Annotated in this window: 20 protein-coding genes; 6 read left to right on the forward strand and 14 right to left on the reverse strand. The window is 65.6% G+C overall.

Translation table 11 applies throughout. The annotated features are described in order from the left end of the window. Positions 1 to 37 precede the first annotated feature (37 nt). Positions 38 to 1,165: a phosphoserine transaminase gene (locus GTZ99_RS12900; RefSeq protein WP_161719523.1), complete on the reverse strand. Its 1,128-nt coding sequence runs from the start codon at positions 1,163 to 1,165 to the stop codon at positions 38 to 40. 230 nt (positions 1,166 to 1,395) lie between these two features. On the opposite strand from GTZ99_RS12900, the gene GTZ99_RS12905 reads away from it, so the two are divergent. After that, positions 1,396 to 2,154 (forward strand): extensin family protein, encoded by a 759-nt coding sequence (locus tag GTZ99_RS12905; RefSeq protein WP_161719525.1) that lies wholly within the window; start codon positions 1,396 to 1,398, stop codon positions 2,152 to 2,154. Positions 2,155 to 2,172: 18 nt separating this feature from the next. Here GTZ99_RS12905 and GTZ99_RS12910 read toward each other — a convergent pair whose 3' ends face one another. The 5 genes from GTZ99_RS12910 to GTZ99_RS12930 all read right to left on the reverse strand — a co-directional run bounded on the left by GTZ99_RS12910 (position 2,173) and on the right by GTZ99_RS12930 (position 7,874). Beyond that, positions 2,173 to 2,928, reverse strand: coding sequence for a proteasome-type protease (locus GTZ99_RS12910; protein WP_161719527.1), 756 nt, complete (start codon positions 2,926 to 2,928; stop codon positions 2,173 to 2,175). A 184-nt stretch (positions 2,929 to 3,112) separates the two neighbouring features. After that, entirely contained in the window at positions 3,113 to 3,961 is an 849-nt protein-coding gene (locus GTZ99_RS12915; RefSeq protein ID WP_161719529.1) for a transglutaminase family protein, read from the reverse strand. Between the two features lie 43 nt (positions 3,962 to 4,004). Then, positions 4,005 to 4,949 (reverse strand): alpha-E domain-containing protein, encoded by a 945-nt coding sequence (locus GTZ99_RS12920; RefSeq protein ID WP_161720031.1) that lies wholly within the window; start codon positions 4,947 to 4,949, stop codon positions 4,005 to 4,007. 55 nt (positions 4,950 to 5,004) lie between these two features. Next, complete coding sequence (locus GTZ99_RS12925) at positions 5,005 to 6,438, reverse strand: circularly permuted type 2 ATP-grasp protein (RefSeq protein ID WP_161719531.1); 1,434 nt, start codon at positions 6,436 to 6,438, stop codon at positions 5,005 to 5,007. Between the two features lie 155 nt (positions 6,439 to 6,593). Then, on the reverse strand, positions 6,594 to 7,874 hold the full coding sequence (locus GTZ99_RS12930) for an MFS transporter (protein WP_161719533.1): 1,281 nt from the start codon (positions 7,872 to 7,874) through the stop codon (positions 6,594 to 6,596). 212 nt (positions 7,875 to 8,086) lie between these two features. Between GTZ99_RS12930 and uvrB the strand changes: the two genes are divergently transcribed. After that, on the forward strand, positions 8,087 to 10,273 hold the full coding sequence (uvrB, locus tag GTZ99_RS12935; RefSeq protein WP_161719535.1) for an excinuclease ABC subunit UvrB: 2,187 nt from the start codon (positions 8,087 to 8,089) through the stop codon (positions 10,271 to 10,273). Between the two features lie 521 nt (positions 10,274 to 10,794). Here the strand turns inward: uvrB and GTZ99_RS12940 are convergent. Continuing rightward, positions 10,795 to 11,172 (reverse strand): VanZ family protein, encoded by a 378-nt coding sequence (locus GTZ99_RS12940; RefSeq protein WP_161719537.1) that lies wholly within the window; start codon positions 11,170 to 11,172, stop codon positions 10,795 to 10,797. Positions 11,173 to 11,290: 118 nt separating this feature from the next. Continuing rightward, a complete protein-coding gene (locus tag GTZ99_RS12945; RefSeq protein ID WP_161719539.1) occupies positions 11,291 to 12,100 on the reverse strand; it encodes a hypothetical protein in 810 nt (269 codons plus the stop codon). 183 nt (positions 12,101 to 12,283) lie between these two features. On the opposite strand from GTZ99_RS12945, the gene GTZ99_RS12950 reads away from it, so the two are divergent. Genes GTZ99_RS12950 through GTZ99_RS12960 form a run of 3 tightly spaced genes read left to right on the forward strand, consistent with a single transcriptional unit; the run spans position 12,284 to position 14,014 of the window. Then, on the forward strand, positions 12,284 to 12,592 hold the full coding sequence (locus GTZ99_RS12950; protein WP_161719541.1) for an alkylphosphonate utilization protein: 309 nt from the start codon (positions 12,284 to 12,286) through the stop codon (positions 12,590 to 12,592). A gap of 58 nt (positions 12,593 to 12,650) precedes the next feature. After that, positions 12,651 to 13,583: a 1-phosphofructokinase family hexose kinase gene (locus tag GTZ99_RS12955; protein ID WP_161719543.1), complete on the forward strand. Its 933-nt coding sequence runs from the start codon at positions 12,651 to 12,653 to the stop codon at positions 13,581 to 13,583. Further along, positions 13,580 to 14,014: a cupin domain-containing protein gene (locus tag GTZ99_RS12960; protein WP_161719545.1), complete on the forward strand. Its 435-nt coding sequence runs from the start codon at positions 13,580 to 13,582 to the stop codon at positions 14,012 to 14,014. The genes GTZ99_RS12955 and GTZ99_RS12960 overlap by 4 nt, the downstream gene beginning before the upstream one ends. On the opposite strand, the gene GTZ99_RS12965 is transcribed toward GTZ99_RS12960, so the two are convergent. Continuing rightward, a complete protein-coding gene (locus tag GTZ99_RS12965) occupies positions 13,980 to 14,396 on the reverse strand; it encodes a hypothetical protein (protein WP_201742528.1) in 417 nt (138 codons plus the stop codon). The two genes, GTZ99_RS12960 and GTZ99_RS12965, sit on opposite strands and share 35 nt — an antisense overlap. 390 nt (positions 14,397 to 14,786) lie before the next feature. Between GTZ99_RS12965 and GTZ99_RS12970 the strand changes: the two genes are divergently transcribed. Next, a complete protein-coding gene (locus GTZ99_RS12970; RefSeq protein WP_161719547.1) occupies positions 14,787 to 15,062 on the forward strand; it encodes a hypothetical protein in 276 nt (91 codons plus the stop codon). Between the two features lie 100 nt (positions 15,063 to 15,162). Here the strand turns inward: GTZ99_RS12970 and GTZ99_RS12975 are convergent, their stop codons facing one another. From GTZ99_RS12975 to tsaD, 5 genes are read right to left on the reverse strand one after another with little or no spacing between them, the layout of a single operon-like run. After that, the gene (locus GTZ99_RS12975) at positions 15,163 to 15,765 is read right to left on the reverse strand and encodes a hypothetical protein (RefSeq protein WP_161719549.1); all 603 of its coding nucleotides are present in this window, start codon (positions 15,763 to 15,765) and stop codon (positions 15,163 to 15,165) included. Between the two features lie 7 nt (positions 15,766 to 15,772). Then, positions 15,773 to 16,684, reverse strand: coding sequence for an OmpA family protein (locus GTZ99_RS12980; protein WP_161719551.1), 912 nt, complete (start codon positions 16,682 to 16,684; stop codon positions 15,773 to 15,775). Further along, positions 16,681 to 18,231, reverse strand: coding sequence for a lipopolysaccharide biosynthesis protein (locus GTZ99_RS12985; protein ID WP_161719553.1), 1,551 nt, complete (start codon positions 18,229 to 18,231; stop codon positions 16,681 to 16,683). Before GTZ99_RS12985 ends, GTZ99_RS12980 begins: the two co-directional genes overlap by 4 nt. Continuing rightward, the gene (locus GTZ99_RS12990; RefSeq protein WP_161719554.1) at positions 18,228 to 19,286 is read right to left on the reverse strand and encodes an NAD(P)H-dependent glycerol-3-phosphate dehydrogenase; all 1,059 of its coding nucleotides are present in this window, start codon (positions 19,284 to 19,286) and stop codon (positions 18,228 to 18,230) included. Before GTZ99_RS12990 ends, GTZ99_RS12985 begins: the two co-directional genes overlap by 4 nt. Next, positions 19,283 to 20,308: a tRNA (adenosine(37)-N6)-threonylcarbamoyltransferase complex transferase subunit TsaD gene (gene tsaD, locus GTZ99_RS12995; RefSeq protein WP_406818597.1), complete on the reverse strand. Its 1,026-nt coding sequence runs from the start codon at positions 20,306 to 20,308 to the stop codon at positions 19,283 to 19,285. The genes GTZ99_RS12990 and tsaD overlap by 4 nt, the downstream gene beginning before the upstream one ends. Between the last annotated feature and the right edge of the window lie 38 nt (positions 20,309 to 20,346).

Raw genomic sequence — 20,346 nt, forward strand, 5'->3', positions numbered from 1 at the left:
GAGACATTGCGCGCCCGCCCGGAATATCAAACGTGGATCAGGCCGCGTTCAGCGTGGCGTAGGCATAGTCCAGCCACGGGCCGAGCGCCTCAATGTCCTCGACATTGACGGTCGCGCCGCACCAGATGCGCAGGCCAGCCGGGGCATCGCGATAGCCCGCGATGTCATAGGCGGCGTCTTCCTTTTCCAGCAGAGCGGCAAACTTCTTGATGAAGTCGGCATCGGCGCCGGCAACGCTCAGGCAGACCGAAGTCTTGGAGCGGATCGCCTCGTCCTCGCACAGATGCGAGAGCCAGTCGCGCTCTTCAACGATCTTGTTCAGCGCCGCGGCATTGGCGTCGCTGCGGGCCTGCAAGCCCTTCAGACCGCCCAGATCCTTGGCCCATTCCAGCGCAAAGATCGCGTCCTCGACCGCCAGCATCGACGGGGTGTTGATGGTCTCGCCCTTGAACACGCCCTCGGCCAGCTTGCCCTTCGACACAAGGCGGAACACCTTGGGCAGCGGCCAAGCGGGGGTATAGGTTTCCAGACGCTCCACCGCGCGGGGGCCCAGGATCAGCACGCCATGGCCGCCCTCACCGCCCAGCACCTTCTGCCAGGAGAAGGTGGCAACGTCGATCTTCGACCAGTCGATGTCATAGGCGAACACCGCCGAGGTGGCGTCAGCAAAGGTCAGGCCTTCGCGGTCGGCCGGGATGAAATCGGCATTGGGAACGCGCACACCGCTGGTGGTGCCGTTCCAGGTGAACAGCACGTCATGGCTGAAATCGATCGCGTTCAGATCGGCGATCTGGCCATAGTCAGCGCGGCTGATGGTGGGGTCCAGCTTGAGCTGCTTGGCAACGTCCGTCACCCAGCCTTCGCCAAAGGATTCCCAAGCCAGCGTGGTGACGGGGCGCGCGCCCAGCATCGTCCACATGGCCATTTCGAACGCGCCCGTGTCCGAACCGGGCACGATGCCGATGCGGTGCGTTTCGGGCAGCTGAAGAATGTCGCGCATCAGGTCGATGCAGTACTGCAGACGCGTCTTGCCGATCTTGGCGCGGTGCGAGCGGCCCAAGGATTCGGTAGCCAGCTTGTCAGCAGAGAAGGTGGGCGCTTTGGCGCAGGGGCCCGACGAGAAAAAGGGACGGGCAGGCTTGGTAGCCGGAACAGTAACAGTCATGTAGACTCTCCTCACAGAGAGCACGCGCGGCGTTGGGACCGCGTGGCCCGCCGGCCGCCCTATACATCGCGGCCGCCATGTCAAGCACCGATTTGCCGCCCCGCACAAATGCGCAGGCCTGCGGCAGGACGCCGTAAATCGGCATTAAATCCACCTTAACCAATTGCCGCAGCGCCATATTCACCCCAAAGCGGCAAAATCTTGCCATACGAACTTTTACCGAGGCAAGTATGGCGATCCCTTTTGGCCGACCCCATGGCGCAGGCGCCCACCCAAAGCGGTTGAGCGCGGGCATCGCCCTGCTTTGCCTGCTGGCAACGGGCTGTAGCGTCATTCCGCAGGCCGAACGGCAGGCCAGCTATCGCCCGGTATGGCGCGGCGCGGCGGCACCCTATGACCAAAGTGGTGGCGCAGCCTATCGTGCTGCCCCCGCCTATCAGCCACCGATTGCCGGCGGACAATGCATTAACGATCTAGGTGCCCGTGCCGCCAACTTTACCCCCCTGCCCGACCAGTTCTACGGCGCGGGTTGTTCAACCATTAACACGGTACGCCTGATCAGCCTGTCCAGCGACGACGCGCCGCTGGGGGTCAGCCATCTGGGGCCAGTGACCTGCCCGCTGGCCAACAGCTTTGCCGGATGGGCGCGGTTTGGCATCGACCGCGCCGCGCGCGAAATCCTGGGCAGCCCGGTTGCCCGGATCGAGACCATGGGCAGCTATAACTGCCGCAACATCGCGGGCACTGCCAAACGCAGCGCCCATTCGACCGGCAATGCCATTGACGTCTCGGGCTTTGTGTTGGCCGATGGGCGGCGGTTGACGCTGATGACGCATTGGAGCGCAGGCACCCCGGCGGAACGGCAATTCCTGCGCACGGTATTCACCAGCGCGTGCCGCCGGTTCGGGACAGTGCTGGGGCCGGAATACAACGCCGCCCACCGCGACCATTTCCATGTCGAACTGTCCAGCAATGGCATCTGCCACTGACCGCCCGAACGCTGCGCCTCAGGCCTTGGATTGACGCGTCTGCATCGGAAAATCGGGCAAGCCGTCCAGCGCGGCGCGCAAACTGTCGCTCCAACTGGCGGAAATCACCCGATACCACGGGTCGGTGGCGGTGATGCGGGTTTCCAGCGTGGGCTCCAGCCGGTCGCGCTCGATCACCAGCAGATCCAGCGGCATGCCAACCGACAGATTCGCCTTCAACGTCGAATCAAAGCTGACCATCAACAGCTTGATCGCATCCTCGAAACTCATCGCCGGGTCATAGCCGCGAATCAGGATGGGGCGGCCATATTTCGTCTCGCCGATCTGAAAAAAGGGCGTGTCGGGCGTGGCCTCGATGAAATTGCCTTCGGGGTAGATCAGGAACAGGCGCGGCTCCATCCCCTTGATCTGCCCGGCCAGAATCAGCGTGGCCGAAAAGGTGCCCGATGCCTGCAACCCGTTCGACTGGTCCCGCTCGGCGATGGTTTCGCGCAACGCCTTGCCCACGATGCTGGCGATCTGGAACATGGTGGGCGCTTCCAGCACGCAATTATGCCGTTCTGACGGGGCCTTGGTGCGCTCCTCCAGCTTGGAGACCACGGCCTGCGTCGTTGCCAGATTGCCGCTGCTCATCAGCGCGACGATCCGTTCGCCCGGCACTTCCCAGTGGTTCATCTTGCGGAAGGTGGAGATATTGTCGACGCCCGAATTGGTGCGGGTGTCGCTCATCAACACCAGCCCCGCATCCATCAACATGCCCACGCAATACGTCACGCTCTTTGCCCCCTGTCGAGCGGCCCTGCCATGGTGGCAGCCATGCCCGCCGAATCTATGCGGCGCGAGTGAGCAAATTGCGAAGAGCCGTCAAGGCAAACCCCCGCTCCCCCACCCATTGGATAGCAATTTACCGCCCTTCAGACAGGCGACCACCCCGCCACGGCGCGATTCGCGCCGCCCGTTACATCATCTGCTGCTGCGCCTGTTGCTGGATCTGCTGCTCGGCGGCCACATTCAGCGTCACGCTCAACGTCGCATCGCCCCCGCCCTGCGACAGGCTGGTGACGGGCGCGGCATCGCGGTAATCGGCCCCCACCGCCAGCCGCACATACAGGTCGTTGGGACAGATCGCGTTCGACACGTCAAACGCCAGCCAGCCCAACCCGGCGACATAAACCTCGGCCCAGCCATGGCCGGCGTCCTGCGCCACCCGGTCAGGCATCAGCAAATAGCCCGAGACATAGCGCGCCGGCAGCCCCAATTCGCGCGCCGCGCCGATGAACACATGCGCATGATCCTGACACACGCCCCGCCCGGCGACCAGCGCCTGCTCGGCCGTGGTGGTGGCGCTGGTGTGGCCCGGCGCATATGCCACAGCATCGGCCACCGCCGCCGACAGGTCGTGCAACATGCCAATCAGATTGTCCTCCCGCCCGGCATGACGCTCAAAACGGCTGGCCAGCGCGCGCAGTTTCGGCCCCGGCGCGGTCAGTTCGGTGTGGTTGGACAGCAGCCACAGCGGCATAAAGCCGGTATGCGCCCCCACCACCCCGGCCGCATCGCGCGTGTCCACCGTGCCGCGACAGGTGATGGTGATCTCACCCTCGCCGTTGCCGAATGACACCAGCGCGGTGGCGTTCAGATTGTGGTCCTCATAGGCGGCCTCGATCAGGCCGCCCTCCACCTGCATGTCCCAATCCACCACGGACTGCACGGCGCAATTTCGCGGCCGCAGCCGCAACCGCTTCACCCCATGCCACACCGGCTGGTCAAAGCAGTAGCGGGTCTGGTGCTCGATGGCGATGCGCATCGGTTTGATGTCCCTGTGTTGCGTCGGGCGCGGCGGCCCGGCCTTATTCGGTAAAACGGTAATCGGTGGCGATGGCGTCGGCGATGCGGAAATTGCCGTTCAGCGAATCGGTCAGGAATTCATGCAGACCATAGTCAAAGATTTCGGCGATCGTGGTGCGCCCCAGCTTCTCGGCGGCCTCGCCGACCAGATGGCAGGCCGAGGTGGTTTCGCCATATTCACGGGCCAGCGCCACCACGTTCGAGGCCAGCTTGTTATAACAATAGGCCAGCGAGCGCGGGAAACGCCCATCCAGAATCAGGAATTGGGCAATGCCGCGCGGGTCCAGCGCGCCCGCGTTCAGCCAACGGAACGCCCGTTCGCCCGAAACCGAGCGCAGCACCATTTCCCATTGCGCATTGTCCAGCCGCGACCCCACCCATGCCAGCGAAGGCAGCAGAACGTGGTATTTGACGTCCAGAATGCGCGCCGTGTTGTCGGCACGCTCCAGATGGGTGCCGATGCGGGCAAAGTTGAAGATGTCATTGCGCAGCATCGTGCCTTCCATGGCGCCGCGCACCAGGCTGGCCTGCCGCCGGATCGAATCCAGCACATGCCCCAGATCCGATTCCCTGACCGGGCGGGCCAGCATGTCGCGGATCATCATCCAGCTCTCGTTGGTGGCCTCCCATACCTCGCGCGTCAGGGCGGTGCGCACCATGCGCGCGTTGGTGCGGGCGGCCTCCATCATGGCCAGCACGCTGCCCAGATTGTTATGCCCGCGCAAAATGTAATTGGTGACCGCCGGCCCGGTGTAATCGCCCCCCAGCGCGGCATAGGCATCGTCCAGCCCCAACGTGATCAGCACGCTGCGCCATTCGTCACTGGCGGCAGTGTTGCCGCGCGTCAGCGCCATGCGGAACCCCGCGTCCAGCATGCGCGCGGTGTTTTCGGCGCGCTCCAGATAGCGCGCCATCCAGAATACCCCCCAGGCGGACCGGCCCAGCATCATACTTGCAATCCTTCCTTGCCCGCGCCGCGTGTACCGCGATCCCCGCAGGCCCTCATTCGGCCAGCACCCAGCTATCCTTGGTCCCGCCGCCCTGCGACGAGTTGACCACCAGCGATCCCTTTTTCAGCGCAACGCGCGTCAGGCCGCCCGGCGTGATGTTGATGCCGCCGGGCGACACCAGCACGAACGGGCGCAGATCGACGTGACGCGGCGCCAGCCCCGCCTTGGTAAAGATCGGCACGGTGGACAGCGAGAGCGTGGGCTGGGCGATGTAATTGTCGGGCTTGGCGCGCAATTTGCGCTCAAAGGCGGCGATTTCCGCCTTGCTGCTGGTCGGGCCGATCAACATGCCATAGCCGCCCGAACCATGGACTTCCTTGACCACCAGATCGGCCAGATTGTCCAGCACATAGGCCAGACTGTCCGCCTCGGCACAACGCCATGTCGGCACGTTCTTCAGGATCGGTTTCTCGCCGGTATAGAATTCGACGATCTCGGGCATGAAGCTATAGATCGCCTTGTCATCGGCAATCCCGGTCCCCGGCGCATTGGCGATGGTGATACCGCCGCTGCGGTACACATCCATGATCCCAGCCACGCCCAGCATCGAATCCGGGTTGAAGGTCAACGGGTCCAGGAAATCATCGTCCACCCGGCGATACAGCACATCGATCGCCTTGAACCCGCGCGTGGTGCGCATGCACACCCGGCCATCGACCACGCGCAAATCGCCGCTTTCGACCAATTGCGCGCCCATCTGGTCGGCCAGAAAGGCGTGTTCGAAATAGGCCGAATTGTAGATCCCCGGCGTCAGCACCGCCACCGTTGGCCGGTCCCCGGCAAAGGCGGGCGGCGCGCAGGCCGCCAGACTGCGGGCCAGCGCGCGCGGATAGTCCGAGACCGGCTGTACCTGCACCCGCGTGAACAGTTCGGGGAACATGGCCATCATCGTCTCGCGGTTTTCCAGCATATAGGAAACACCGCTGGGGGTGCGGGCATTGTCCTCCAGCACCATGAAGTCATCCGCCCCGGTGCGTACCAGATCGATGCCGACGATATGGGTATAGACCCCGCCCGGCGGCGTGAACCCGACCATTTGCTTTAGATAGGCGTCGTTATGCGCCAACACCCGCTCAGGTAGCTTGCCGGCCTTGATGATCTCGCGCTTGTGATACAGGTCGTGCAGGAACGCGTTGATCGCGCGTACCCGCTGCTCGATCCCGCGCGACAGCTTTTTCCATTCATCGGCGGTGATAATGCGCGGGATCATGTCGAACGGGATCAACCGCTCCTCGCCCGCCGCCTCACCATAGACGTTGAAAGTAATTCCGGTCCGCCGAAAGAAGCTCTCCGCTTCCTTTCCCTGACGAGACATCCATTTCGGATCCTGCGCGTCATACCACTGGCGATAACCGGCATAGGCTGGGCGAACATTTCCCTGGTCATCGATCATCTCGTCAAATGACGAGATCGCGGTTGACGTCATCAGCCGTGCCCCTCCTTTGCGGTGCCGGGCCGCTGGATCATGGCCCGGCGAATCAAAGCTGCAACAATACGCAGCCCTTGCCAAGGGGGGCTTGCTGCACGTGCGAAGATATTTTTACAATTGTGTCATCTGCGCGCGTCCAGTCGAGGCACCAATCAGTCAGGCCGAGCGATCGGCGCCAATTGCCGGTCATAGCGGTACGGCCCCAGCACCAGATAGAGCGCCACGGTCAGCCCCATCAACCCCACCATCGCCCACAGCGCCGGGACATAGGTGCCAAACCGGTCAAAGCACAGCCCGACCAGGGGCGGGGCAACCCCCATGCCGATCGCCAGAAACGGGGCCTGTGCGCCGCTGATCCCGCCAAAGGCCCGCAGCCCGAAAAAGCGCAGCTGAAAATAGGTGGCCATCGGCCGTTTCGCCCCGGCGGCAAAGCCCATGGCAACGAAAGAGGCAACCATCACCATCTGCCCAAGACCGCTGCCCGACAGGAACAACAGCCCCACCAGCGCCAGCGTGGAAATCAGGCTGAAGGGCGCGGCGATCCACGCCCCGCGCGAATGGTCCAGCGACCAGCCCCCCGCCAGCGTCCCCACCGCCATCGCCACGCTCATCGCCGTCACCACGCCCAGCGCCGATCCCATCGGCACGCCCCGGTCGATCAGATAGGGTACCAGATGGGGCGAAAGGCCAATCGCCGGGATGATCGCCAATACCCCCGCCAGCGTGATGAACCAGAACTGCCGCGTTTTGAGCGCCTGTGCCAGCGGCGTGCCGGGGATGTCCTGCGGATCGGCTCCGGCCTCTGGTCCGGGCGCGGGCGCGTCCGGCTCGGCCAGCCACAACAGCGAGACCGGGACCGTCGCCAGAATGATCGCGCCCATTCCCACAAACACCCCCCGCCAGCCATGGTTAACCAGCAACCACTGGATCAGCGGGATCGACACCGCGCCTGCCAGCGAGCTTTCCACCCCAAAGATCGCCAGCGCCTTGCCCCGGTGCTTGGTGAACAGGCTGGAGAGCACCTTTTGATAGCCGATCGCGGTCGAGCCCAGCCCGCCCAACACGGCAAAGCCGGTGATGAACTGCCACAGCGCGCCATTCTGCAAAGACAGCGCCATCGTCATCAGCCCGACACACACCGTGCCGCCGATCACCATCACCCGCACGCCCAGCCGGTCGACCAGCCAGCCCAGCCACCATGACGAACACGCGCCCCCCAGCATCATCGCCGTCATCCCCAGCGAGAATTGCGTGCGGCTCCAGCCAAATTCGCCGGTCATCGGCAACAGCAACAGGCCAATCGCCATCATCGGCAGCACCGTTGATCCAAACAGCGTGCCCAGAATGATCGCGGCCGAAATGCGCAGCTTGCGCGGGGAGAAGTCCGATTCCTCGGCCACGGCCGGGCCTAAGGGCTGATCCAGATTGGTCATGCGCTGTTCCCTGTCCCATCGCCTGCCGGTCTGACGCCGGTCTGGCGGGTGCTGCCCGCGTGGCGCGGGCGTCGAAGGCATGGTGTACCTTACACCCGCATAAGACGCCAAGAGGCAGAATTTCTACCATCAGCCCGCCTGCCCAGATCGCCCCGGCCCCATGCCCTTTGGCCACCCTTGCGGAACGATTGGCGAACGGCCATACAGCCGCGATGGCCGAACTGATCATCCGCAGAGGGCTGGACGAGCCCGAAACCGACGCCAGCTTTACCCCGCATCGCCCCGCCCGCCCGGCCAAGGTGGCGGACAGCCCCCCCTTGCGCATCATCAGCGACTATACGCCCGCTGGCGATCAGCCGACCGCGATTGCCGATCTGGTCGAAGGCATACAGGCGGGCGACAAGACGCAGGTGCTGCTGGGCGTGACTGGTTCGGGCAAGACCTTCACCATGGCGCAGGTCATTCAGGCAACCCAGCGCCCGGCGCTGATCCTGGCGCCCAACAAGATCCTGGCCGCGCAGCTATACGCCGAGATGAAAAGCTTTTTCCCCGAGAACGCGGTGGAATATTTCGTCTCCTATTACGACTATTACCAGCCCGAAGCCTATGTGGCGCGCTCCGATACCTATATCGAAAAGGAATCGAGCGTGAACGAGGCCATCGACCGGATGCGCCACGCGGCCACCCGCTCACTGCTGGAACGCGAGGACGTGATCATCGTCGCCTCGGTCTCGTGCCTCTATGGCATCGGCTCGGTGGAGACCTATTCGGCGATGATCTTTGACCTGACCGTCGGGCAGGATCAGGATCAGGGCGAAATCATCCGCAAGCTGGTCGCCATGCAGTACAAGCGCAACGAGGTGGCGTTCGCGCGCGGCACCTTCCGCGTGCGGGGCGACAATCTGGAAATCTTTCCCAGCCACTATGAGGACATCGCCTGGCGCATCAGCTTTTTCGGGGACGAGGTCGAGGCGATCAGCGAGTTTGACCCGCTGACCGGCAAGGCGGGCGCCAAGCTGGACAAGATCCGCGTCTATGCCAACAGCCACCACGTCACCCCCGGCCCCACCATGAAGCAGGCGATGGAAGCCATCCGCTTCGAGTTGCAGGTGCGGCTGGAGGAATTGCAGGCCGAGGGCAAATTGCTGGAGGCGCAGCGGCTGGAGCAGCGCACCAATTTCGATCTGGAGATGATCGCGGCCACCGGCTCTTGCGCGGGGATCGAGAACTACAGCCGCTTTCTGACCGGCCGCCTGCCGGGCGAACCGCCGCCGACATTGTTCGAATATCTGCCCGACAACGCCCTGTTGTTTGTGGACGAAAGCCACCAGACCGTGCCGCAGATCGGCGCGATGGCGCGTGGCGACCACCGGCGGAAAATCACGCTGGCCGAATATGGCTTTCGCCTGCCCAGCTGCATCGACAACCGCCCGCTGCGGTTCAACGAATGGGACGCGATGCGGCCCCAGACGGTGGCGGTATCGGCCACCCCCGGCAATTGGGAAATGGAGCAATCGGGCGGCGTCTTTGCCGAACAGGTGATCCGCCCCACCGGCCTGATCGACCCGCCGGTGGAAATCCGCCCCGTCGAGGATCAGGTGCAGGACGCCATCAACGAATGCCGCAAGACGGCCGAGGCCGGATACCGCACGCTGGTCACCACGCTGACCAAGCGCATGGCCGAGGACCTGACCGAATTCATGCACGAGGCGGGCGTGCGGGTGCGCTACATGCACAGTGACGTTGAAACGCTGGAACGCATCGAACTGATCCGCGACCTGCGATTGGGCGTGTATGACGTGCTGATCGGCATCAACCTGCTGCGCGAAGGGCTGGACATCCCCGAATGCGGGCTGGTCTGCATTCTGGACGCGGACAAGGAAGGGTTCCTGCGGTCCGAAACGTCACTGGTACAAACCATCGGCCGCGCGGCGCGCAATGTCGATGGCCGGGTGATCCTGTACGCCGACCGCATGACCGGCAGCATGGAACGCGCCATCGCCGAAACCGACCGCCGCCGCGCCAAGCAACAGGCCTATAACGAAGAACACGGCATCACCCCCGCCAGCGTCAAGAAACAGATCGCCGACATCATCGCCGACACCGCCAGCCGCGATGGCGTGCTGGTCGAGGTGGACGCCGAAGGCAGCAACAACCTCGTCGGACACAACCTGCGCAGCCATATCGAGGAACTGGAAAAGAAAATGCGCGCCGCCGCCGCCGATCTGGAATTCGAGGAAGCCGGCCGCATCCGCGACGAAATCCGCCGGCTGGAAGCCACCGAACTGGGCCTGCCCGAAGGTGATCGCAAAGCGCCAATCGTGGGGCGGTCGAACGAAGGCAAGCCGGGAACGCGCAAGATGCGGTATGGGAAGCAGACGAAGAAGTGGGGGAAGTGAGGGAGAGGTGTGGAAAACCGATTGCGCCGCGACGCAACTTTCCCTCACCAAGGAAAAAATTTATTTTCAATTTGCTGCAATTCGCGTCGTCTAACTATTTTGTCGCCACCGCTGTTGCGCAGAGTTTAGACAGCCTCTTATTGGATAGCTGCCACACGATTCGGAGCGCAGCCATATGACCCCAGAAGCCACCATTGCCCTTGTCTCGCTCGTCACCGCCGCCGTGATGGGAGGGATTGGTCTGGGGTTACAGATCAACAAGCGGAAGTAAATGCGAGGGACTCGTCCCTCGCGCTCCCCATACTGTCAGCCTTGCGCCCTGCACTGAACGGTGGCGCCAGATAGCAAGGATTGCGGGAAAAGGCGGCTGCGCCGCAAAGCACTACCCAGCGCCGCAGGCCTTAAAATCCGGCCACCACACACAACGCCGGAACAGCGCGTCAACGCTTCCATTATCGGGATTGTTAAGGGCGTAACGCCCTTAACCCGCCGGAGGCATAAAGCGCCCCGAACCTAAACAATCACCCCCGCCGCGCGCGCCACCACCGCAGCGCCGCCTCGGCCAGCACCACCGCGACCCCGGCGGCCAGCGTATCAGCCACCCAGTCGCTCCATTGGCAATCGCGGTGCAGTTCGGGGATGGCCTGAAACACCTCGATCAGCGCGCCAAAGAAGGACAGGCGTTCAACGATCCGCCAGCGCCCCGCCGTGGGGAACGCCAGCCGCGAGAGCACCGCCAGCGTGGCAAAGGCGCCCATATGGTTGAACTTGTCGCCCAGCCGGTCGGAGGGCATTTCGGGCGGATGCGGCAACAGCGCCATCAGTGTGGCGAACAGCCCTGCGGCGATCAGCAAAAACAGCCACTTGGGCGCGATGGTCGGGTGGGGAGTCTGGCTCATGGCGGGGATACATGGCCCATGCCCACCCTTTCGCCAAGCCCCCTAGGCACGCCACTGAACAGCACAAGGCCCGGAAAGGTTTCCCCCTCCGGGCCTTGTGCCATCACCTGAATGCCGCTCAGTGGCGATGCCCGCGATAGCCTCCGCCGTAATAGGGCGCGGGGCGGGGCGGCGGCGGCGGCGCGTAATAGCCTCCGCGCGGCCCCTCATACACCGGGCCGCCATAGGCCGGGCCACGCCACGTGCGATAGTAATAGGCGTGGTAGGGATAGGGCCGGTACGACCAATAGCCATCCACAAACACCCACGGGCGATACCAGCTGGGCGCGGCATAGTAATAGCCGGCCGGTTCATAGGCATATTCGGGCGCATCGCGCCGCGTGACATAGCCGGGAGGACAGCCAGGGCTGGTCTCGCGCCCGGACGAGCTGGCCACCGCCGCGCCGCCCACCGCGCCAATCACCGCGCCGGCCGCCATGCCGCCGCCACGGTCGCCACGACCGGCAAGGCCGCCGCCCACGATCGCGCCCAGAATGCCGCCAACCAGTGCGCCTGCCGCCGTGTCGCCCTTGGACTTGACGCAATTGTCCCGCGCCCACCGCTGTGCCTCACGCGCGTATTGCAGGTCCATCGCGCGCTGCGCCTGATCCTGATCCGACGGCGCATAGCCGGGCGGCGGGGGCGGCAATTGCGACCCGTCATAGCCGGCGGGCGCCTGCGGTTCGGGCGGCGGCGTCAGGGTGCGATAATCGCCCCCGGCCGGCGCGCCTCCCTGACCAGAGCCATAGGGCATCGCATCGGGATCGCGGATCTGAGCCTGCGCGGCCACCGGCGCCAGCGTGGCGGCGATCATCGCCAGACCACCGGCCGCCATCGCCCACCGGCCCATGCCCGCCATACCCGCGTTCTTGTCCCGCCGCTCGACCATGCCACGCTCCTTCATCAATCTGTTGCGCCCATCCTGTGCCACATCCCGTGTGAACACAAGCTGACGCGCGCGCCCCGGCGCATACAGGCTGGCATCGCGCCGCCATCCGTGCCAAGGCGGCGGCAATCCCCTTTCCCCGCGTGCGCAGATCCGCCCCCGGCGCGCGCCAACAGGACATACCCGATGAGCGGTTCCGACGAAGATTATGTGTATGACGAAGAGAGCGGCGAATGGATGGCCGCCTCTGAACTGGCGGCCAAGCAGGCGGCCGCGGGCGCGGTGGAAGTGCGCGACGCGGTGGGCAATCTGCTGGCCGATGGCGATCAGGTGACCTTGATCAAGGATCTGGAGGTCAAGGGCGCGGGCCAGACATTGAAGCGTGGGACGTTGATCAAGTCGATCCGCCTGACCGGCGATGCGCAGGAAATCGACTGCCGCTATGACGGCATCAAGGGCTTGGTTTTGCGCGCGGAATTTGTGAAGAAGCGTTGATCCGACTGTGGCGGGCCGATGATGTGTCGGCCCGCCTCCTGACACAGGGGCGCCCTGCATGCACCGCGTTGCCACGCTGACGCTGAACCCGGCCATCGACGGCGCCTGTGAGGCAGAGGCCGTTTTCCCCACCCACAAGATCCGCACCCGCGCCGAACGCTATGATCCGGGCGGCGGGGGAATCAATGTCGCGCGCGTGCTGGCCCGATTGGGCGAGGTGGTCGAGGTGGTCTATCTGGCGGGCGGGGCAACCGGCGCCTTGCTGGACGAATTGCTGGACCAGAACGGGCTGGAGCGCCACCGCATCGCCATCCACGACCACACGCGCCAGTCGCTGGCCGTGTTTGAACGTTCCACCGGCAAGGAATTCCGCTTTGTCCCGGAAGGCCCCTTGGTGGCCGAGGACGAGTGGCGCGCCGCCTATGACCATTGCCTGACGCTGGACCATGGCTGGCTGGTGGCATCGGGATCGCTGCCGCGCGGCGTGCCGGTGGACTTTTACGCCCGCCTTGCCCGCGCCATGCCCGACCGCGACATGAAGCTGGTGGTGGACACCAGCGGCCCGGCGCTGGCCGCAGCGCTCGAGGCGGGCGGGCTCTATCTGGTCAAGCCCAGCCAGGGCGAGTTCGAGGCGCTGATCGGCGAGAAGCTGGACACCCCCGCCGCCGTGGGCGAGGCCGCGATGCAATGGGTGCGCGATGGCCGCGCCGCCCATATCGCGGTGACCATGGGGCACGAGGGCGCGGTGCTGGCCCATGCGGGCGGGGTGATCATCCGCCCCGCTTTGCAGGTCCCGGTCAAAAGCGCGACCGGGGCGGGTGACAGCTTTGTCGCCGGCATGGTGCATGGTTTCCTGCGCGGCGAGGATGCGGCCGGCGCCTTCCGCTGGGGCATGGCGGCGGGCACGGCCGCAGTGCTGAACCCCGGCACCGATCTGGCCCACCCTGACGCCATGCGCTACACATGGTCCGCGCTGGGCGATGTGCGATGAGCCGCGATCCGGCGGCGGTGGCCCTGATCGAACGACTGGGCATGGCGCCCCACCCCGAAGGCGGCTGGTACGTGGAAACTTGGCGCGCGCCTGCCGATGATGGCGAACGGGCCGGATCAACCGCCATCTATTTCCTGCTGGAGGGGGCCCAAGCCTCGCACTGGCACAAGGTGGATGCGGCCGAAATCTGGCTGTGGCATGCAGGCCATCCGTTGCGCCTGCAACGCGCCGCATCCGACGCCGGGCCGGTGGAAACGCTGGCACTGGGCAACGACATTCTGGCCGGGCAATGCGCACAGGCCGTCATCCCGGCGCACCACTGGCAGGCCGCCCGCGCCGATGCGGGCTGGGCGCTGGTCAGTTGCGTGGTGGCGCCGGGGTTTGACTTTGCCGGGTTTACGCTGGCCGCGCCGGGCTGGGAACCGGGCTGAGCCAGACGAACATCGGCAGGTAATAGGCGCGCAGCACCCACAGCATCAGCGCGTTCATGCCGCCTGTCAGCACGGCAAAGATCCATTCGATCACGCCCGGATCCAGCACCACATTCCACCACACGATGACAAAGCTGAGCGGGGCGGTCGCCGCCATCATCAACGGCATGGCGCGATTGGCAAGGCAGGCGATACCGATCACCACCTCGGCAATCTTGACCACGGTGAACAGGCCCGAATGGATCATCGCCAGCGTGAACTCCTGTGCCAGCGCGGTATGGCCCAGCGGTTGCAGCCCCAATTGCGGCAGGAAATATTCACATCCCGAAAACAGGAACCACAGACCAAAGATGATCCGGCTGGCGTGATAAGCGATTCTCATTAGCCCCCTCCGTCGGCCCGCGCGTTGGTGTGGCGTGCCGCTTTGGTCCGGCATTTACCCGAACGTGTAATGGATTGCCAGAGCGCTCCATGCCGTGATTCCAGGCCCAAGCAGCGCGATTGTTTGTCCGACATACGAATACATGCGCGCAGTGTGTCCCGAAATGGTGCATCGCAATATTGGAGAGGCCTGACCCAAAACCGCCATTTTCCGCCGTATTTTAGGGAGTTACCCGGAGCTTCTCGACAGTCAAATTTTGCAGTTGCGAATAACGCAATCGTCGCCCGCAGGAATGCAATTGCGCCCCATCCGCCCACCCGGCATTTCTGTCGTCAACAACAATAAGAGGTGCCCGAGGCAATCTTTCCTCCTTCCAAAGGGATTATTGCCATGTTCAAGACTCTGTTTGCCGCCGCCGCCCTGTTCGCCATTCCCGCCGTTGCCTCGGCCGAGGAAGCCCCGAAGCAGTCCTTCGTCTATCAGGGCGTGACCTATACCTACACCACCGAAGTGCAGAACGGCACCAAGATCCTGCGCGGCTCGGCCTATAACGGCAAGGTGCCGTTTGAACTGCGCGTGACCAAGACCGGCGTGTCGGGCAGCTTCAACCGCCAGCCGGTGGCCTTTGACCTGCACGAGGTCCAGCACCTCGACGACGCGCAGTAATTCGCGCCGTTGCGCCGGGCGTGACCCCGGCACATGATTTGGGCGGCAGGGCATATGCCCCGCCGCCCTTTTTCATGCGAAAATACGGATCGGCGCGGCCTTACAACTTGCCGAATTTCGCCTCATACCCGGCGGTGTCACCACTGGCCAGAAAACCGGCCTGCGCCACCCACTGGTCACGCGTCGCCCGCCCGGCAAAGCTGCCCAACTGCGCGTCGATCGTGGCAATGTCCGCCTCGGTCCAGGCGGCGATCTGGGCAAAACGCGTCACGCCCAATTCGGCCAGACGGGCGCGCAGTTTCGGCCCCAGCCCCTTGATCCGCGTCAGGTCATCGCCATCGGCGGCGGGCCCCTCTACCGCAGGCGGAGCGGTCACTTCCGCTGCCACTTCGGCCGCGACTTCGGCAGATGCGCCGGCGGCCACCACCGCGCCCAGGCCGCCCACGATCTCGGCCGGGCCGCTGTCAGCCAGACCTGCGGCCGTAACGGCCGCCTCGTTCAACGAAACCTGCGCGGCGGCGCTGGGCGCGTCGATCAACGCCTGATTGCGGCGGGTGGGGCCAACGCCCTCGTCCAGCATGTCGGGGGCATGGGCGCGCTGACGCGCAGCGCCACGCCGCCCCCAGATCAGCCACGCCACCAGCAGGGCGGCCATCAGCACCACCCCGAACACCGGCCAATTGGCCTCTACCATCGTCATCATCGCGGTATCAATCCTGCGCAGAAACCTGTTCACCCGCGCGGAGCCTGCCGCCCCACACGCCATAACCGATGCTGATCCCCAGCCCATAGGTCAAGCCCAGCAGCACAGCAATCTCCAGCCACAGCGGCATGGATTGGCCCGGACTGTCGGGGCTGCCGGCAGGATCGGGGGTGTCGATCACCGTGGGCTGCGGGCTGACGGGCGCGATCAGCGCGAATTCGATCCGGCGGTTGGCGGGGTCATCGGCCGCCAGCCCCGGCACCGGCCGCGCCGATCCCAGCCCCTTTGCGCGGATCTGCGCCAGATCGATTCCCTGCCGCCCCAGCGCATTGCGCACCGCCAAAGCCCGCTCACGCGAAAGCGTCAGATTGGCCGCCTCGTCACCCTTGGCATCGGTATGGCCGATCACCGCGATAATCGCCCCGCCACAGGGGCGCAGGCCATTGGCCACCTCGGCAATCAGGCCATGGCTGCCCGGGTCAATCGCCGCGCTCGCCTCGGCAAAACGGATGGAGCGGGTTTTCAGCAAGCCCTCGACCTGTGCCTGACAGGCGCGCAGGGGATCGGCGTTTTCGGCCGCCACGACGCCCGCGCGCGGGGCCCAATGCACGCCGCCCATGCCCGGCACCGCCGCCACGGCCCCAGCCACCGCCACCCGGCGCGCGTTGCTCAACCCCGCTCCGCCCAGCAACAACGGATGGCGCGTCGCCTGCCCGGCCGCATCGGTAAAGCGCGCCACAACACCCCGACCGCCAACGGTCACCAGCGCGGCCTGCGTCTGCTCCTGCAATTGGGCGATCATCGCGGGCGCGCGCCAGCGCATCGCCGCCGCTGTCCCCGCGCCACTGGCCAGAACAGCGCTTGCCACCACCACCGCCAGCACCCTTGCCCGATGCGTTGCGGCGCGTTGCGTCGTCATGCCTGGCTCTCGGCCTTGGGCTGTTTGCGGAACAACACCCGGTCCTCGGGGCCAAAGCCAAAGCGCCAGATGACCAGACAATAAACCGCCAGAATCAGCGGTACGCCCAACCCCACGCGCTGCCATTCGGCGGGGAACTGCATCACCACCCAGCCGACCGCGCTGGCCACCGCCGCCGCCAACAGCAACGACCAGCGCCATGTATTGACCGGCTGTTTCAACTGCCACGCCAGCAGGCGCGATTTGACAAAGGAAGCGATGGACAGCGTCACCATCAGCGCCCCCGCGGCCGATGCCGCCTGATCCATCTCGTTAAAGCCGAAACCGCCCGCGATCAGCATCCCGGCAAAGGTCAGCACCGCCTGCAAGGCGATGGTGGCGATCGACACCCACAGATTGCGCATCGGCGCGGTATAGACCAGCGCGGCTTCGGATACGACGGCGGTGGCCGCGCCCACTTCGGCGCCCAGCAGGAATGCCAGCGCCAGAATCCCGCCGGTAAATTGCGGCCCGACCAGCCCCAGCACGCCATCGCCCGGAATGCCCAGCGCCAGCGCGATGCCCGCCTGCGCGGCGGTGATCCAGAACCCCACCTGGCTGACCTGGCGGGCGATCGCGGCCAGCTTGCCCTCTTTCAGGTTGCGGGTGATGACGGGGCCCAGAATCGGCTCGAAACTGGTTTTCAGCTTTTGCGGCAGGCTGGCCACCTGTTGCGCCACGTAATAGACGCCCACCGATGTCGTGGTGGCAAACTGGCCCAGAATGGCGATGTCGATGCGGCGGGTGCCCCATTCCACCGCATCGGCCACGGCCAGCGGCATGTTGTCCAGCGCCAGCCGCCCGATGCGCAGCGGATGCGGCGTCCAGCGGCGCGGCAGCCCATACGAGCGCCACAGCGGCACCAGCGCTGCCACCGCCGCCGCAAAGATCGAGGCGATGAACGAGAGCGACAACCCGCTATCCCCCACCGTGGTCCAGCCGATGCTGCCGGCGGCAAAGAACACCCCGGCCGCGATCGAGAGCGTCCAGGGCTCCACCACCGAGCGCGCCCGCACCGTTGCCCCCACGTCAAACCGATAGGCCAGCGCCGCCAGCGCGATATCGGTCAGCGCGATGGGGAAGATCGCCAGCACCAGCAGCCGGTCCAGCGCGGTGAACTCATCGCTGGGGAACATGGGATAGGGGAACAGATAAAGCCCCAGCGACACCGGCACCGCGATCAACAGCGTCAGCACCAGCGCGTCAGCGATGATATGGGCCGCATCGCGGTCATCCTCGGACAGGCGCTGAGCGATGCCGCGCTTTTGCCCCAGCGTGCATAATTGCGCCGCCAGTTCGATCACCACCAGCGCCGAGGCAAACCGCCCCAAGGCGTCCGCGCCATACAGCCGCCCGGCAATGAACAGGAACGGCAATCGCGCCGCCAGACGCAGCAGAAAGCCAAAGAAATTGGTGCGCCCGCCCTTGGCCAGAGCCGCAATATCGCGTTCTGACCCGCGATCGGCGGCGGGCGGCGGGGTCTGCGGCAAGGGGATCGCCTCGGTCATGCGGCGCCTCCGGCCATACCCGTTTCGGCGCGCAACGGCCGCGCCAGCAATTGCGCCACCACCGCATGGGCAGGCGCGCTGCCTTCCAGCAGGCTGCACACCGCCTCGACAATCGGCATGGCCAGCCCCGCGGCCCGCGCCAGATCACGCAGCACCGGCGCGGTATGCGCGCCCTCGGCCACGGTCGCCTTGCCGGCCAGCGCCTGCTGCGCGCTTTGCCCCTGTCCCAAGGCGCGACCCAATGAATAGTTGCGGCTGGCCGTGCTGGCGCAGGTCAGCACCAGATCCCCCATCCCGCACAGGCCCGCAAATGTCTCTGCCCGGCCGCCGCGCGACAGGCCAAAACGCGACATTTCGGCAAAGCCGCGCGCGATCAGGGCGGCACGGGCATTCTCGCCCAGCCCCAGCCCCTCGACCACGCCACAAGCGATGGCCAACACGTTTTTCACCGCCCCTCCGATCTCGGCACCCACCACATCATCGGAGTAATAGGGACGGAAAGCTGGACGGGCGATGACTGGCGCAAGGCGCTGCCATTGGTCCTGCCCGCCAGAGCAAGCCAGCGTGATCGCCGTGGGCATGCCCAGCGCAACCTCACGCGCAAAGGTCGGGCCAGAGGCCACCGCGATTCGCGCATCGGGCACGGCGGCGCGGGCAACATCGGCCATCAACCGGCCGGTGCCCGCCTCGATCCCCTTGGCGCACAGCACCAGATCGCGCGGGGCTCCACCGGCGCGCGGCGGCAATTGCGCCAACACCGATCCCACATGTTGCGCCGGGCACACCACCAGCACGGTGGCCAGATCGGCCAGATCCGCCATGGCGGTGGTGGCGGTGACGCTGGGCGGGATGGTGGCGTCAGGCAAATAGGGGGTGTTGCGGCGGGTCTGGTTGATCTCGTCGACTAACGCGCCCTCGCGCGCCCAGAGGCGGACAGGTGTGCCATCGCTGGCCAGCATACAGGCAAGGGCCGTGCCCCAAGCGCCTGCGCCGATCACCCCGACCGGCGCCAAAGGCGCCCCCGCGCCGATGGTTGCGTTCTGCCCGCCGCTCATGCCTTGACCCCCGCGCCGCGCACGGCCTCTGCCGCCGGGTCCAGCGGCCAGCGCGGGCGCGCGGCCACATCCAGCGGATCGGGCGCATGGCCCGCGGCCAGCTTTTCACAGCCCGCCCATGCGATCATCGCGGCATTGTCGGTGCACAGCGCCAGCGGCGGCGCGACAAAGCGAAGCCCATGCGCGGCAGCAAGATCCTCCAGCGCGGCGCGCACCGCCTTGTTCGCGGCCACCCCGCCTGCCACCACCAGCGCGCCCACCTCTCCGGCGGCGGCAAGGGCGCGGCGCGTGCGGTCGATCACGCAATCAATGGCCGCCTGTTGAAAACCGGCGGCGATGTCGGCGGGGGCATGGACGCCCGCCTCATGCGCGCGCAGCACCGCGCTTTTCAGCCCGGCAAAGGAGAAATGCGGCTCGGCCGTGCCGAGCAGCGGGCGCGGCAAAGGCACCGCCTTGGGGTTGCCCTGCGCCGCCAGCCGTTCAACCGCCGGCCCGCCCGGATAGCCCAGGCCCAAGATCTTGGCCGTCTTGTCAAAGGCCTCGCCCAGCGCATCATCGATGGTGGTGCCAAGGCGAGTGTATTGCCCCACGCCCGTCACCTTGAGCAATTGGCAATGCCCGCCCGACACCAGCAGCAACAGGTACGGATAGGCCAGCGAGGCATCGGCCAACCGGGGCGACAAGGCATGGCCTTCCAGATGGTTGACCGCCAGCAAAGGCTTGCCCGAGGCCATGGCCAGCGCCTTGCCCGTCACCAGACCGACCATCACCCCGCCGATCAGGCCCGGCCCGGCAGTAGCGGCAATCGCGTCCACCGCATCCAGCGTCAGCCCCGCATCATCCAGCACCGCGCGCACCATCGGCGCCAGACGATCGGCATGGGCGCGGGCGGCGATTTCGGGCACCACACCGCCAAACGGGCGATGCTCGTCATCCTGACTGGCGATGCGCTGGGCAAGCACCTGCCGGTCGTCGGTGACCAGTGCCACCGCCGTTTCGTCGCACGACGATTCGATGCCCATTACGATCTTCAACGGATGCGGCCTGCGTCCTTCAGGTG

Origin of the sequence: Novosphingobium ovatum, from assembly GCF_009909235.1 — a bacterium.
GTDB lineage: Bacteria > Pseudomonadota > Alphaproteobacteria > Sphingomonadales > Sphingomonadaceae > Novosphingobium > Novosphingobium ovatum.

Coding starts and splice junctions, on each gene's coding strand:
- GTZ99_RS12900 (WP_161719523.1), bottom strand. CDS start 1,165: ATGACTGTTACTGTTCCGGCTACCAAGCCTGCCCGTCCCTTTTTCTCG.
- GTZ99_RS12905 (WP_161719525.1), top strand. CDS start 1,396: ATGGCGATCCCTTTTGGCCGACCCCATGGCGCAGGCGCCCACCCAAAG.
- GTZ99_RS12915 (WP_161719529.1), bottom strand. CDS start 3,961: ATGCGCATCGCCATCGAGCACCAGACCCGCTACTGCTTTGACCAGCCG.
- GTZ99_RS12920 (WP_161720031.1), bottom strand. CDS start 4,949: ATGCTGGGCCGGTCCGCCTGGGGGGTATTCTGGATGGCGCGCTATCTG.
- GTZ99_RS12925 (WP_161719531.1), bottom strand. CDS start 6,438: ATGACGTCAACCGCGATCTCGTCATTTGACGAGATGATCGATGACCAG.
- GTZ99_RS12930 (WP_161719533.1), bottom strand. CDS start 7,874: ATGACCAATCTGGATCAGCCCTTAGGCCCGGCCGTGGCCGAGGAATCG.
- uvrB (WP_161719535.1), top strand. CDS start 8,087: ATGGCCGAACTGATCATCCGCAGAGGGCTGGACGAGCCCGAAACCGAC.
- GTZ99_RS12940 (WP_161719537.1), bottom strand. CDS start 11,172: ATGAGCCAGACTCCCCACCCGACCATCGCGCCCAAGTGGCTGTTTTTG.
- GTZ99_RS12945 (WP_161719539.1), bottom strand. CDS start 12,100: ATGGTCGAGCGGCGGGACAAGAACGCGGGTATGGCGGGCATGGGCCGG.
- GTZ99_RS12950 (WP_161719541.1), top strand. CDS start 12,284: ATGAGCGGTTCCGACGAAGATTATGTGTATGACGAAGAGAGCGGCGAA.
- GTZ99_RS12955 (WP_161719543.1), top strand. CDS start 12,651: ATGCACCGCGTTGCCACGCTGACGCTGAACCCGGCCATCGACGGCGCC.
- GTZ99_RS12960 (WP_161719545.1), top strand. CDS start 13,580: ATGAGCCGCGATCCGGCGGCGGTGGCCCTGATCGAACGACTGGGCATG.
- GTZ99_RS12965 (WP_201742528.1), bottom strand. CDS start 14,396: ATGAGAATCGCTTATCACGCCAGCCGGATCATCTTTGGTCTGTGGTTC.
- GTZ99_RS12970 (WP_161719547.1), top strand. CDS start 14,787: ATGTTCAAGACTCTGTTTGCCGCCGCCGCCCTGTTCGCCATTCCCGCC.
- GTZ99_RS12975 (WP_161719549.1), bottom strand. CDS start 15,765: ATGATGACGATGGTAGAGGCCAATTGGCCGGTGTTCGGGGTGGTGCTG.
- GTZ99_RS12980 (WP_161719551.1), bottom strand. CDS start 16,684: ATGACGACGCAACGCGCCGCAACGCATCGGGCAAGGGTGCTGGCGGTG.
- GTZ99_RS12985 (WP_161719553.1), bottom strand. CDS start 18,231: ATGACCGAGGCGATCCCCTTGCCGCAGACCCCGCCGCCCGCCGCCGAT.
- GTZ99_RS12990 (WP_161719554.1), bottom strand. CDS start 19,286: ATGAGCGGCGGGCAGAACGCAACCATCGGCGCGGGGGCGCCTTTGGCG.
- tsaD (WP_406818597.1), bottom strand. CDS start 20,308: ATGGGCATCGAATCGTCGTGCGACGAAACGGCGGTGGCACTGGTCACC.